Raw genomic sequence first — 12,868 nt, 5'->3', positions numbered from 1 at the left:
TAGAATAGACAATTCTGGCAAACAGGACGGATCGATCCCCCCAACCCCCCTTTTTAAGTTATAGTTTAGCCAGATTTGCTTGAGCGCGGGATTCTCACCACCCTAAATATGTGTTAAGTTTCGTAACCACGCTCAAACCCAGGCAGGCTATGCTTTCTCGATTGTTAAGAAATATGTGAGTAAGGCATAGCTTAAAAAGGGGGACGGGAGCGATAATTTTGCCAGAATTGTCTAATAGTTTCCAGTGGATTTTGTCCCTAATTTTTGGCATTTTTAGAAATTATCCCATAGATTCTATTTCTAGAGTTTTTCTGCCGATCCATTCGGCGATCGCGGGGACAACGGCGTTACCAAGGACTCTCCCTCGACGACCGTCCAACCTGGGGGAAACCCCATCAGCCTCCGCTTTTGCGCTCTTCCGAGTCGCACAATTGAAATAACTATAGAATCGTTGCCAGAATCTTTTCCAGTGGATTTTGTCTCCTTTAAAGCGTGAGAAAAACATCCGCCAAATGGCGTAGACGAATTACGCCATTTGGCGTATATTCTTGAAGGCCACAAACAAAAAACCCGATCAAATGACCGGGCGATGGCTTATACCAGGGAACTTCAATGAATTTCTCGATTCAATGGATTCATTTTCTACCCTAGAGCGGGGAAAAGCATCCGCCAAATGGCGTAATTCTTCTACGCCATTTGGCGGATATTGTTGTTGACTAAGCCGAGGAGATGAGGCGATCGCACCATTACGATTACCCACTTAGCCCTGTCTGACAAACTCACTGGTATTTAACCGTGTTTCCCTGAATCAGATGAGAGCGGAGGCTGGGGAGGGTTCCACTTGAGAAACCGGGTTTCCGATCAGAATTCTCGCCAAAACCCCAGATTTTCTATGAGAAACCGGGTTTCTGACCCGATCGCGGCTAGGTGGTTGGGTTTCGTCCCTCAACCCAACATATGTTTGAGAAACCGGTTAAGACTCCCCACCCGTGAAGAAGAGGGCTTTCGCATTAGCCAATCAAAATTTTCGGCATCCAAATATGATCGTGGGCAATGCGATCGCCCCTACACCCCCGCTCGATTGGTGGCTCCCCTACACCCCTGCTCCTCCGCTCCTCCGCTCCTCCGCTCCCCTGCCCAAATACACTTCTCCCCCGACCATTCCCACTACCACCAGGGCTAAACCTATCCCAGCCCCCATTGCCCCCCACCCCAGAATGCTCAGGGCAATTAGCACTGTACAGCCAATATAGGTACTGGCAACTTGGGCATGAGTCCAGCCGGATTGCTGCAATCTTTGATATAAATGGCTGCGGTGGGCTTTGAAGATGTTTTCTCTACGCATCAGACGGCGAATCAGGGTATAAATGGCGTCAGCGGTGAGGGGTAGGGTGATGGCGATCGCTGTCCAGGCTTGGGTTGGGTTGTCAGTATTTAGCATCGGGATAACCACCGCTGCACCTAATACGGTACTGCCCACATCGCCCATGAAGATTTTGGCGGGGGACCAGTTCCACCACAGAAAGCCTAGGAGGGCAGCAGCAAGTAGCCACCAGACGGGTTGGTTGAGGTAGAGGGCGAAAAATCCTAGTTGCACTGCGGTGACTCCGGCTACTAGACCGTCCAGACCGTCCATGAAGTTGTAGAAGTTAATCAGGGCGGTGATGGCGATCGCGGTAAGGGTGTAGGCGATGATTTGTCCGGGAAGTCCGAAACTGGTTAGCCACGGTTGCGGAAAGGGGCCAAAACAGAAAAGGGCAATACCCGCTGCGGTGAGTTGGACTAGGTAGCGGATACTGGCGGGGACGTTCCTCTGGTCGTCAATGATGCCGATGATGGCTAGGGGCGTGAGAATGAGCCAAATGTTTAATATTTGTGATGAAGCTGTTATCTGTAATATATTATTTGGGAAAATTTTAGGAAAATAACTTGACAAAATAGGTGTAAGTATGCTAATGGAGGCAAAGGCGATGATGAAGCCTAAGCCGCCGCCCCGTGGGGTGGGCTGGCTGTGGGAACTGCGATCGTTGGGGATATCCAGGAGGTTTTGGCGGAAGCGTTGTTTGACCCAGCCTGTGGTTAGGAGGCTGAGGAGGAAGGTGATAAGAGATAGAATTAGGAGTTGGAGCATGGATGGGGGGCTGGTTTGAGAATCCCTATAGATGAGAGGACAGGGGAAGACGATGTTCCTACGGTCATCATACTGGTAAGGATACAAACGTTGTAGGGGCGACAGCATTGGCCACTACAATATTTGTATCCCCACCCAAATTTATCTTGGCCAATGCTTCGCCGCCATATTTTGCATATAAAATATTGCTGATTAGTTATCAAGAATATGGCGCGAATGCTGTCGCCCCTACATATCGGTTTCATTTATTTCTCATAGTGAAATTTACAAGAAATAATGGTTATTTCTTCCTCAGAAATGCCATAGACTAAACGATGTTCAGTATTAATCCGCCTTGACCAATATCCTGATAAATTACCCTTGAGAGGTTCAGGCTTGCCAATCCCTCCAAATGGAGTTATAATTATATCTTTAATTAGTAAATTCACCCTTTTTAAGAGTTTTTGCTCGTTTGCTTGTAGCCAGAGATAGTCTGACCAAGAGGCTTCCGTAAAACTGATTTTCATTCGTCAAGCAATTCTCTAACAGATTTTTTACCGGATTTGGCCTGTTTGATTGATTCTAATAGATGTTCTGCATTGGCTGGATTTGATAGTAAATAGATGGTTTCTTGCCAAGAGTTAAATTCATCTAAAGACATTAAAACAGCTTGTTGACCTCGATCGCTACATAAAATGGTTGGTTCCACATCAAGGATAACTTGCTCGATGATTTCATCTAATTCTTGCTTGGCTTGGTTGCTGGTAATTGCTTTCATGTTGATTTAGTTAAACCATTAGCTATCATCAAAGTAACACTAAATCCTATACTGTATGCAGTATTGTGGATTCTGCTGCTATCCACGACGAGGGAACCCAGGAGGCGATCGATGGTTGGGGTGTTGAGAGGGAGCGATAGTGCATCCGCACAGCTTCGTGATCGCGTTGCCGTAGGCGATCACACTTATGAAGCGATCTTCCTTCCTGCGATATCCGAGAAACCTGTTGCTACACCCCAGCAGTCCCCTATGCGAATTAGGTTCCTGGGGCAATTAATGCCAGTGCTTGCTCAATAATTTCTTCCCGGTTGACTAGGGTTTCTAACGTATCAGGATCGTAAATTCCTTCGGCTACTTCTAAGGAGGCGCGATCGATTGCCATTGGATAGGCTACTTCTAGAGTGTCGAGCAAATCTTCTGATGTCAGATAATAGCCACCTGCTTTCCGGCGCTTGTTTTTCTCCTGAATTTCCCGAACGCTGTTGCGAATTGAGACATCCCACGAGCGAGTTGTGCGATTTTCGGCCTTTCGTTTGATTAAGTGTAATAGCAGGATAACCGCATAACTTCTAATGTTATTAATTTTGTCGTCACGGCTCATTTCTTCTAGTTCTTCTACGATGACTAATGCTCCCGAAATGTCTCCACACAAAAGTCGTTCTTTGAGGGTTAGCAATTCTTCCATAATCTTATGGCTGTCAAGGTTTAGTCCTATTTTACCGCGAATCTGAGAAGCCTGGTTTTTTCACCAAATCTTGGTGATGATGCAGCAGTAAATCGCGATCGCCCCCCGATTTAAGCAAGATTTAAGCAACCCGTCGCCCCCACACCCACCCCACGGCGTCGGGCGAAGCATTCGCGTAACAGGTTGCTGATTGGTAGCGAGAACGGCTGGCGCGATCGCCCCTCTTTCCCCTTTTCTCTTTTCTCTTTCCTCTTTTCTCTTTCCTCTTTTCTCTTTCTTATTATCCTCTGTAGGGGCTTTCGCATTGGCCACGACAATATTTGTATCCCCTCCCAAATTTATCTTGGCCAATGCGAAAGCCCTTTGCAGCGTCGGGCGAAGCATTCGCGTAACAGGTTGCTGATTGGTAGCGAGAACGGCTGGCGCGATCGCCCCTCTTTCCCCTTTTCTCTTTTCTCTTTCCTCTTTTCTCTTTCTTATTATCCTCTGTAGGGGCGACAGCATTGGCCACGACAATGCTTGTATCCCCACCCAAATTTATCTTGGCCAATGCGAAAGCCCTATTCCGCGCAACAGGTTGCTGATTTAGAAACGGGGTAGAAACCGGGTTTCTATTATAGTTTTGGTGGGGTGACAGAGATAGTCTAAAGAAACCCGGTTTCTTGTCCCTTGAACCAACGCCCTAGGGTAGCCAGTTTTCATCCAGAACTTGCTCTAGGTTAAAACCGGGCTCTGCGGGAATCATATCTGATTTCATCCCTGTGGCATCGAGAAATAGTTTCCTGCCATTTTGATATTCCTGAATAAAATTTTCCTGGAGATAGTTTTTGAGACTGGGACTATCTTTGAGGATGAGTTGAATCTGCAAGCGAAAATTTCTAATATTAAGAAACCGGGTTTCTAGCAGCATTTCTGTTTCTTCACAAAGATTTAAGCAAGAAACCCGGTTTCTAATTTGGATACAAGTTTCTCGTTCTTGTTGCCAATATTTGACTTTGAGCAAGTGTTCGCACAGTCGCATGAGATAGCTACAGATAGCCCGTTTGTCTCTCTTTCCCAAACTTTTTATCTCCTCAATTAAATTCTCTAGGTCGATATGGCTGAAATCCTGGGTTTCCAACTGGGCGTTCGCGAAGCGGCGCGGATGCGCTATCGTTTGCTCTAAGCAAAGTTGATAGTCTGTGTCGTATAAGGGTAATGTTGGTTTCATTTTTATCCCACAATTTATTTTGAAATCTGTCCGGGACAAGGGGCTGATTTTATTGTATCAGGGTATCATGGTATAACTTTTATACCGAGGTATTGACAAGGGGGATGAATACTAAAGACCCTGATGTTCATGCCATGATTAAGGAATTAGCCCAGCTAACTGGGTTAAGTCTGACCGCAGCGGTGAAGATGGCGGTTGAACGGGCTTTAATTCAAGCAAAAACCCAAGACGATTGCCTCCGCGCCGCTTCGCGATCGCCAAAGTCTGCTTTATTGGAGCAGCGGTTGACGGAGATTTCTTTGCGCTGTGCGGCTTTGCCAGATTGCGATCCCAGCAATATGGATGAGATTCTCGGTTATGATGTGTAGGGGCGAACGGCCGTTCGCCCCTACTTGCCTTCGTGATGACGATCGATACATCGGCGATCGCTTTCACGTTGCGGATGCAATATCGCTTCGGCGTTGCGGATGCAATATCCCGCAGGGTGCTGGAGGCGATCGCAATTTAATTTAGGGCATAATGTCAGCGGGTGTTTGCCCAAGGCGAAGGTTTTCAATATGGCCATTGCTCTGGGTTAACTTGAGAAACCGGGTTTCTGGCCAAAATTGTCGCCACCCACCCCAAATTTTCTAGAAACCCGGTTTCTGACCCCACACCCTACATCCCACGGCAAAGGGCAAGGGCGAAGCATTTGCGAGTCTGCTTTAATATAAGAAATCCCTGCCCTAAACAATTGCATGAACTTTTTCATACTGTTCTTGATTGACGGTCATGGCATCCCAAATATCAATTTTTTGCTGAAGATTTAACCAAAGTTGCGGGCCATTACCCAAGGCTTTACCCAGACGAATTGCTAGGTCTATGGTAATGGCTTTTTTGCCATCTATTATTTCATTAACTGTCTCTGCGGATACATTTAAAGCTTTGGCAAATTCAGCTTCAGTGATTTGTAAATCATCTAAAATGTCTGCCAGAACTTCCCCTGGATGAGCGGGTCTTTTAAGTCTGTTATTGACGATATTTTCTAGGTTTTGCATGATATATTAGTTGTTTGTTGTTTGTTGTTTGTTGCTTGTTGTTTGTTGGTTGTTGGTTGTTGTTTGTTGTTTGTTGTTGGTTGTAGGGGCGAAGCATTCTGGCGACAATTTATGACACAAAAAGAAAAGTGTTCTGTCCGAATGCTTCGCCCTTGCCCTGTTCAAACTTAAAAGTGATGCGCCAATTTCCCGATAAAGCAATAGACCAAGTTTCTTTTCTGTCGCCTTTGAGTTCATGTAGATTGTATCCAGGAATTTTCAAGTCGTCTAGGCATGATGCTGAGTCGAGCGCTTCCAGCCTAACTCTAATTCTTTTCTCAAATTCTTTGGGTATTCCTTTGTTATTGCCCTCTCTAAAAAATGCGGCTAATCTTTTATTTTTAAAATCTTTAATCATTGTTAAGTAGGTGGGCAGAAATAAATGCACCAGAGACCATATCACAAGAAAAACTGTCATTCCCGCGAATGCGGGAATCCACAGTCTATCGGCGGGGAACGAAAAGTGCAATTAATTATGTTCACCTACTTAATAACTGAATTTATTGCTTACGGAGTGGTAAAATATGGCCAGTTAAAAATTCGCCCTGCGCTGGTTAACATTCACTCATAATTGGGAAATTGGGTAAGTTTCTCCGGCTTTGGCTGCGCGAATAGACTCTTGTAAGTCAGCTATAATCTGAGTTTTTGGCTCATTTTCATCAACGGGGCTGAGTCCACTGGGGGTTGAATAGAGTTCGATAGAAGTGATTTTTTGCAACAAACTGTTCCAAACTGCGATGGGAATAATTACTTCAGTTTTTTCTCCTTGGGCATTGGAAACGTATTTAACTAGAGCTTGAAGTTGGGAAATATTCATTTATAGGCTCATTTATGGAAGGTGCAGAAGGGCAAGTTTTGGATGACGTTTACTATGATGATATCGCCATAATTTTAATGTAGCCTAGGGTATTGCGGATTTTGCTGCTATCCACGACGAGGACACCTAGGAGGCGATCGCTTGGGGCGTTGCGGATGCAATATCGCGATCGCGTTGCGGATGCAATATCGCAATTTAATTTATGGCATAATGTCTGCGGCTGTTTGCCCAAGGCGAAGGTTTTCAATATGGGCAAAATGTTGGTCTCGCGTGATGAGGATTGCGCCGCATTCCATCGCACTGGCCGCAATCCACATATCATTGGTTGGGATGGGTCGGCCTTTACGACGTAAGTTGGCGTAAATCGTGGCATAAAAATCGGCTGTGCTGTCTGTTATCGATAAAATCTCGACCCGTGGTGAACGGAGAAACTTTGTCAGTTCCAAGCGGTTTTGTGCTTCTCGTTTTCCCACGGCAAATCCGCTCAATAGTTCTCCCAAGACGGTACTGCTGAGGTAAATGCGATCGGCTAAGGCGATGATTTCCACGATATCGGCCACGCCCTGCATAAAGTCGCTGTAAGCATTAGTATCCAACAAAATTGGTCTCATAATGGCCATTGCTCTGGGTCAATGTTGCCAAAGGAAGCGGTATTAGCCTCAAATTCCTCTGCTTCCTCTTGGCTCCAAGTACCAGCTAGTTCGCTCAGGTCTTCATGTCGCTGATAGAGGGGTTTTTCCTGTCCCAGACCAACACCGCGATCGAGCAGACGCAGGACTAAGGCATTGACGCTGGTGTTTTCTTTTTTTGCCAGTGCTTTCAGCTTGGATAGGGTTTCCGGTTCCAGTCCTCGGACACTGATATTCGCCATGCTACACTCCGATGCTATCAGTTTGATTGGCTATTATGATAGCATAAGTGCGATTCGTTCACGCGGAAAGTAGATGGGAATACCTGAAACGTGCGCGTGGTAATGGTTCCGATAGACATAGTGAACTAACAGGCATCTGCCTAAATCGTAGTCACGAGACCATTGCAACTGTGGATTTGTTGTCCTAAATGGAAGAGTGCGACCTGAAAGGTCAATTGGTAAGTAGAGCCGGCTCTACTAGGGGAGTCACACCCCCTACCCTCGCGGAAAATACCAGAAATGGTATGGTCACGCCCCAGTAGGTAACGAAACAGGCGGAATGCAGACCCCGAACGTAGCCGAAGCCAGCAGCCTAAGCCGGTTAGGAGCAAGAGGGAGTCTCTCAACGGTGAATGAAAATGAACTGTCATTCAAACTGCGTAATTTAGGAACGAGCCAAATAAGGCTGACAGGCTCGAACCAAAAGGTAAGTGGGTGGTTTTGATGTTTTTTCTTCATCAAGGCGTGTGATCAAAACCCCACCGCAGGAGAGGCAGCACCTAACGAGAGAACGGACAACCAAATGATACAACAGGGTAAACCCCACAGAGTCTATGGGAAGGTCGAATCCCGTAGTAAGCAGACCGTAAGGAAAGCAGAACTCTCTGGGGGGTAAAGGATGAGGCAAAAAGCGAAAGCCTCCCTGTAATAAGGAGGATAGGGGTTCAAAATTTGCCCCTGACCGAAAGGAACAGCAGACTTGCCTTGGGTCTTATGAGAAAGAGACCAGACAATAAAAACCGTATCTGAGGACAAGTTAGATGTCGCAACCAAATGCAACAAACGGACTAAAGAAACCACTGGAAGACTGGAGCCAAATTAACTGGCGAAAAGTCAACAAGCTGGTTAGGAATTTACGTCAAAGAATCTTTCTCGCGAGAAAACTTGGTAACTTTCGTAAACTGAGAAGTCTACAAAAGTTAATGTTAAGAAGCCACGCAAACTTACTATTGTCAGTGAGGAGAATCACCCAAACCAATAAAGGAAAAGCAACGGCAGGAATTGACAAGGAAATAGTCAATACCCCAGAGCAAAGGGTGAAGCTGGTAAACAACTGGAGAGGCGGAACTCAAAGCCCAACCAAACGGGTAATGATACCAAAGCCAAACGGAAAGTTACGACCGCTAGGAATCCCAACCTTGCGCGACAGAATCGAACAGGCAATAGTAATGAACGCACTAGAACCCGAATGGGAACCCGTGTTTGAGCCAAATTCCTACGGATTCAGACCCGGAAGAAGCTGTCAAGATGCCATTGAACAAAGTTTTATCAGACTTTGTAAAGGCAGAGACACTTGGGTTTTAGAAGCTGACATCAAAGGATTTTTCGATAACATTGCCCATGAATCCATCTTGAAACAATTAGGAAACTTCCCTAAAAGGGATTTAATCCAAAGATGGTTAAAAGCTGGCTATGTTCTCAAAGGGGAATTCAACCCCACAAAGACGGGAACACCGCAAGGAGGGGTAATCTCACCCCTACTAGCCAACATTGGACTGCATGGTTTGGAACAACTCGTTAAAACCACCAATTCAAAATTAGGCATTGTGCGGTATGCAGACGACTTTATAGTTACTGCCAGAGACAAGGGAAGTCTTGAAAAAGCCCAGACCAGAATCCAGCAATGGTTATCAGAAAGAGGACTTGAATTAAGCACGGAGAAAACGGTTATTACATCAATAGAAGACGGCTTTGACTTTCTCGGTTTCAACCACCGCCACTATAACGGCAAACTGCTTGTCAAACCATCCAAAAAGAAGGTTCTAGCCTTCTGTAAAAGGATAGGCGAAGAAATAAAGGCAATGAATGGTTGTGAACAGGAAGTAGTCATTAAAAAGCTAAATCCGATTCTCCGAGGTTTTGCTAACTACTACAAAGGGGTAGTGAGCAAAGTAACCTTCAGCTACATCTCATCAAGAGTGTGGTACTACCTTTGGAGTTGGGCGAAGCGTCGGCATCCCAACAAAAACACAAAATGGATTCGGAAACGTTACTTTAAGACCATAAAAGGCAATAAGTGGACGTTTGCCTGTACAGGTACAGACAAACGACGAGGAAAAGAGGTAGAAATAATTCTCTACCCAATAGCTTACACCCCAATCGAGCGCCATGTAAAGGTCAAAGGGGAAGCGTCACCGGACGATCCGAGCCTCAAGGAATACTGGGAAAAACGTCACCAGAAATATGGTAAGAGCTACTGGGAGAAAAACTCCCGGAATTATAAAATCGCTCAAAACCAAAACTGGAAATGCCCTATCTGTGGCGAACCTTTATTCAACCGGGAGGAAATCGAAACCCACCATATAGTACCTGTTGCAGAAGGGGGAAAAAACGACATTGAAAACCTTGTGCATTTACACCAAGCGTGTCATAAGCAGGTACACAGCAAATCCAAGTCCAATCGCTTGAAATAAGGCTTGAGCCGGATGATGCGAAAGTGTCAAGTCCGGTTCTTAGGGGAGGGGAGGGGAGTAATCCCTGAACCTTACCCGACCAATTACCCGGATTTCCTGGAAAAAGAAGAATCTTAACAAAGATTTAACAATTACCAGGGGTAGTTAGGCATCAGCCCCACCCGGAGACTCACTATTCACTGGTGTGAAGCGGGCTGAAAAGGAGGTAACGCTTAACCAGTAAGGGAATCCCTTCGAGCCAATTAGTCAAGGTCAGCCGTAAGGCAAATGTTCGACAGGAACCCTCTCAAGCATAAAGTAGCGAAATCTGGTTGATACGCTGCGACCAAAAGGTCACGGGGAATGGGTAGGTAAATTTTATGAGTTGCCTACAAAGATACGGAGTTTTATACCTCACGTATTAACGAAATCCCAAAGTACCCAGGGGGACAGGACAGCATCCTAAAACTAATAATCCCAAATCCATGGAACGAATTAAAGCCCATATTGGCTCTCAGGATAGGTCGATACTCCTAAGTAGTGATAAGTGTAAGCGCAAGCCATATGGGTGAGAGATACAGTGCAGAAGCCAAAGACCAGCCTAACAACTGGTATATGCAGACAGCCTGTGCCTAAGTTGAAATGTAGAGTTTCAAGTAGAAGTATATATGTCCAAAACACGACAAAAGTTGATGGTGGAATGGAACGGAATCCCCTGGAAATTAGTACAGCGGAAAGTGTTCAAGCTCCAAAAGAGAATCTACAGAGCGGCTAGTGAGGGCAACAATGTCACAGCAAAAAGGCTTCAGAAACTACTGTTAAAGTCATACTACGCAAAACTACTCGCTGTAAGGCAAGTAACCCAACTCAATAGAGGAAAGAAGACGGCCGGGGTAGACGGGATAAAATCACTAACACCCGTACAAAGGCTCAGTCTGGCCTCCAGACTGTCACTAACCAATAAGGCCAAAGCAGTCCGCAGAGTATGGATACCAAAACCCGGACGGGATGAAAAACGCCCGTTAGGAATACCTACAGTCGAAGATAGAGCGCGTCAGGCATTGGTAAAAATGGCACTAGAGCCATATTGGGAATCTAAATTTGAAGAAACCTCGTATGGTTTTAGACCAGGTAGGTCAACACATGACGCCGTAGCCAGGATATATCTTGTGATAAACAAGAAACCGAATTATGTTTTGGATGCGGATATATCCAAGTGTTTTGACAAAATCGATCATACCTACTTACTGAAAAAGCTCCAATGTCCAGCAAATATCCGACGCCAAGTTAGTGCTTGGTTAAAAGCCGGAATTATGGACAAAGGAGCCTTTGAAAAGCCAGTAGCAGGCACACCTCAAGGTGGGGTGATTTCGCCACTACTTGCCAATATAGCACTAGATGGGATGATTCGCGAAGTGGAATCAAAGTTCCCAAAGAAAGGAAATTACCCACCAGCAAGAATCATTCGATACGCAGACGATTTTGTGGTTCTACACCCGGAATTAAAGGTCATCTTAGGAGCTAAAGCTGCAATCGAAGCTTGGTTACAACCAGTTGGGCTGGAATTGAAGCCGGAGAAAACCAGGATATGCCACACTCTGGAGCATATTAAGACTCCAGAAAGTGAACTGACTGTACCCCCCGGATTCGATTTCCTGGGGTTCAATATCCGACAGTACCCAGTTGGGAAACACAAGTCAGGAAAAACAGGTGGCTTCAAATCGGAACTACTTGGATTCAAAACCTTGATTAAACCAAGTAAGAAAGCAATCAAAGCCCACCATGTAGCCTTAAAAGTAGTCATTAAGACCCATAAAACAGCCCCACAAGCGGGACTCATTGGAAAACTAAACCCAATGATTAAAGGATGGGCAAACTACTACTCAGGGGTAGCAGCCAAGGAAACGTTTTCATCAGAAGACCACAACCTTTGGCAAATGCTCAGAGCATGGTCAGTAAGAAGACGTGGAAGAAAACAAAAAGCCCAAGCAATACGCAAGTATTATCGCGAGGGTCGATATGGTACATGGACGTTTGCCACAGCAGACGGACTAACACTATGGAAACACGCGGACGTCGAAATCAAACGACATACCTTAGTCAAGCCTGACAAATCCCCGTATGATGGCGACTGGATTTACTGGAGTACCAGGCGAGGACAAGACATTGAAGCCCCCACAAGAGTGGCAAAACTGCTGAAAAAGCAGAAGGGTAAATGTCCATATTGCGGGCAATACTTCACAAGCAGCGACCTGCTCGAAGTAGACCACATCATTCCTAGAAGCCAAGGCGGAAAGGATGAATACAAAAACCTGCAATTGCTTCACGCTCATTGTCACGATTTAAAGTCAAGATATGATAGAAGCGCCCAAGGGCATCAGGAAGAAGAACTGCTACTCTGGTAGTCGTACCCATGTAAGGGGTCAACATAGGTAGGAGCCTAGTGCCGTGAAAGTGGCACGCTGGGTTCTGAATGGGAGGTGGGGGAAGTGATTCCCCCATCGACCCCTAATAACCGCTCCGCTCCCCCGCTCCCCTGCTCGATTGGCGGATCCCCTACACCCCACGGTAAAGGGCGAAGCATTCGCGTAATAGGTGGCTTGTTGGTAGCGAAAATTCATGGCGCGAATGCTGTCGCCCCTACAAAATTATTGTCCCCTGTATGATTATCCCCTGTATGATTATCCCCTGTAGGGGCGACAGCATGACCGCAGTAAATTTATGCTTCTCAACGATAACTTATATACGGTCATGCAACGCCGCCCTCTTTCGCGTAATAGATTGCTGATTGGTAGCGAAAATTCAAGGCGCAAATGCGATCGCCCCTGCCCCCCTGCTTCCCTACACCCGACGACAAAGGGCAAGGGCGAAGCATTCGCGTAACAGGTT

17 protein-coding genes are annotated in these 12,868 nt (G+C 45.9%); 3 read left to right on the top strand and 14 right to left on the bottom strand.

Annotated elements, in window-relative coordinates; translation table 11 throughout:
- Positions 1 to 574 precede the first annotated feature (574 nt).
- The 7 genes from ABWT76_RS17910 to ABWT76_RS17880 all read right to left on the bottom strand — a co-directional run bounded on the left by ABWT76_RS17910 (position 575) and on the right by ABWT76_RS17880 (position 4,783).
- Positions 575 to 760 carry a hypothetical protein gene (locus ABWT76_RS17910; protein ID WP_156331692.1) on the bottom strand — a complete coding sequence of 62 codons (186 nt, stop codon included), beginning with the start codon at positions 758 to 760 and terminating at the stop codon, positions 575 to 577.
- A 333-nt stretch (positions 761 to 1,093) separates the two neighbouring features.
- Positions 1,094 to 2,131, bottom strand: coding sequence for a glycosyltransferase family 4 protein (locus ABWT76_RS17905; protein ID WP_354634716.1), 1,038 nt, complete (start codon positions 2,129 to 2,131; stop codon positions 1,094 to 1,096).
- A gap of 245 nt (positions 2,132 to 2,376) precedes the next feature.
- Positions 2,377 to 2,637, bottom strand: a complete 261-nt coding sequence (locus tag ABWT76_RS17900) for a Txe/YoeB family addiction module toxin (protein WP_054466136.1) — start codon at positions 2,635 to 2,637, stop codon at positions 2,377 to 2,379.
- Complete coding sequence (locus ABWT76_RS17895) at positions 2,634 to 2,888, bottom strand: type II toxin-antitoxin system Phd/YefM family antitoxin (protein ID WP_054466137.1); 255 nt, start codon at positions 2,886 to 2,888, stop codon at positions 2,634 to 2,636. Before ABWT76_RS17895 ends, ABWT76_RS17900 begins: the two co-directional genes overlap by 4 nt.
- 256 nt (positions 2,889 to 3,144) lie before the next feature.
- Positions 3,145 to 3,573 (bottom strand): DUF29 family protein, encoded by a 429-nt coding sequence (locus ABWT76_RS17890; RefSeq protein ID WP_054466138.1) that lies wholly within the window; start codon positions 3,571 to 3,573, stop codon positions 3,145 to 3,147.
- A gap of 60 nt (positions 3,574 to 3,633) precedes the next feature.
- The gene (locus ABWT76_RS17885; RefSeq protein WP_190883086.1) at positions 3,634 to 4,089 is read right to left on the bottom strand and encodes a hypothetical protein; all 456 of its coding nucleotides are present in this window, start codon (positions 4,087 to 4,089) and stop codon (positions 3,634 to 3,636) included.
- A gap of 166 nt (positions 4,090 to 4,255) precedes the next feature.
- Positions 4,256 to 4,783 carry a DUF29 domain-containing protein gene (locus tag ABWT76_RS17880; protein ID WP_190878764.1) on the bottom strand — a complete coding sequence of 176 codons (528 nt, stop codon included), beginning with the start codon at positions 4,781 to 4,783 and terminating at the stop codon, positions 4,256 to 4,258.
- A gap of 104 nt (positions 4,784 to 4,887) precedes the next feature.
- Between ABWT76_RS17880 and ABWT76_RS17875 the strand changes: the two genes are divergently transcribed.
- A complete protein-coding gene (locus ABWT76_RS17875; protein ID WP_190878766.1) occupies positions 4,888 to 5,151 on the top strand; it encodes a type II toxin-antitoxin system VapB family antitoxin in 264 nt (87 codons plus the stop codon).
- 20 nt (positions 5,152 to 5,171) lie between these two features.
- Here ABWT76_RS17875 and ABWT76_RS17870 read toward each other — a convergent pair whose 3' ends face one another.
- The 7 genes from ABWT76_RS17870 to ABWT76_RS17840 form a co-directional block, all read right to left on the bottom strand.
- Positions 5,172 to 5,348 (bottom strand): hypothetical protein, encoded by a 177-nt coding sequence (locus ABWT76_RS17870; RefSeq protein WP_190878768.1) that lies wholly within the window; start codon positions 5,346 to 5,348, stop codon positions 5,172 to 5,174.
- A gap of 160 nt (positions 5,349 to 5,508) precedes the next feature.
- Positions 5,509 to 5,820 carry a HigA family addiction module antitoxin gene (locus ABWT76_RS17865; RefSeq protein WP_190878770.1) on the bottom strand — a complete coding sequence of 104 codons (312 nt, stop codon included), beginning with the start codon at positions 5,818 to 5,820 and terminating at the stop codon, positions 5,509 to 5,511.
- Positions 5,821 to 5,929: 109 nt separating this feature from the next.
- Positions 5,930 to 6,277, bottom strand: a complete 348-nt coding sequence (locus ABWT76_RS17860) for a type II toxin-antitoxin system RelE/ParE family toxin (RefSeq protein WP_199318032.1) — start codon at positions 6,275 to 6,277, stop codon at positions 5,930 to 5,932.
- A 147-nt stretch (positions 6,278 to 6,424) separates the two neighbouring features.
- Positions 6,425 to 6,676 (bottom strand): hypothetical protein, encoded by a 252-nt coding sequence (locus ABWT76_RS17855; RefSeq protein ID WP_054466144.1) that lies wholly within the window; start codon positions 6,674 to 6,676, stop codon positions 6,425 to 6,427.
- Positions 6,677 to 6,728: 52 nt separating this feature from the next.
- The gene (locus ABWT76_RS17850; RefSeq protein ID WP_190878772.1) at positions 6,729 to 6,908 is read right to left on the bottom strand and encodes a hypothetical protein; all 180 of its coding nucleotides are present in this window, start codon (positions 6,906 to 6,908) and stop codon (positions 6,729 to 6,731) included.
- On the bottom strand, positions 6,877 to 7,287 hold the full coding sequence (locus ABWT76_RS17845; protein ID WP_054466145.1) for a type II toxin-antitoxin system VapC family toxin: 411 nt from the start codon (positions 7,285 to 7,287) through the stop codon (positions 6,877 to 6,879). The genes ABWT76_RS17850 and ABWT76_RS17845 overlap by 32 nt, the downstream gene beginning before the upstream one ends.
- Positions 7,284 to 7,547, bottom strand: a complete 264-nt coding sequence (locus tag ABWT76_RS17840) for a hypothetical protein (RefSeq protein WP_054466146.1) — start codon at positions 7,545 to 7,547, stop codon at positions 7,284 to 7,286. The genes ABWT76_RS17845 and ABWT76_RS17840 overlap by 4 nt, the downstream gene beginning before the upstream one ends.
- An 800-nt stretch (positions 7,548 to 8,347) precedes the next feature.
- On the opposite strand from ABWT76_RS17840, the gene ltrA (ABWT76_RS17835) reads away from it, so the two are divergent.
- Together ltrA (ABWT76_RS17835) and ltrA (ABWT76_RS17830) are read left to right on the top strand one after the other, a co-directional pair.
- Complete coding sequence (gene ltrA / locus ABWT76_RS17835) at positions 8,348 to 10,000, top strand: group II intron reverse transcriptase/maturase (RefSeq protein WP_354634715.1); 1,653 nt, start codon at positions 8,348 to 8,350, stop codon at positions 9,998 to 10,000.
- Between the two features lie 647 nt (positions 10,001 to 10,647).
- Positions 10,648 to 12,384 carry a group II intron reverse transcriptase/maturase gene (gene ltrA / locus ABWT76_RS17830; protein ID WP_054466147.1) on the top strand — a complete coding sequence of 579 codons (1,737 nt, stop codon included), beginning with the start codon at positions 10,648 to 10,650 and terminating at the stop codon, positions 12,382 to 12,384.
- Positions 12,385 to 12,868: the final 484 nt, after the last annotated feature.

It is taken from the genome of Planktothricoides raciborskii GIHE-MW2, from assembly GCF_040564635.1.
Classification (GTDB): Bacteria; Cyanobacteriota; Cyanobacteriia; order Cyanobacteriales; family Laspinemataceae; genus Planktothricoides; species Planktothricoides raciborskii.
This window is presented reverse-complemented; position numbering and strand designations above follow the sequence as displayed.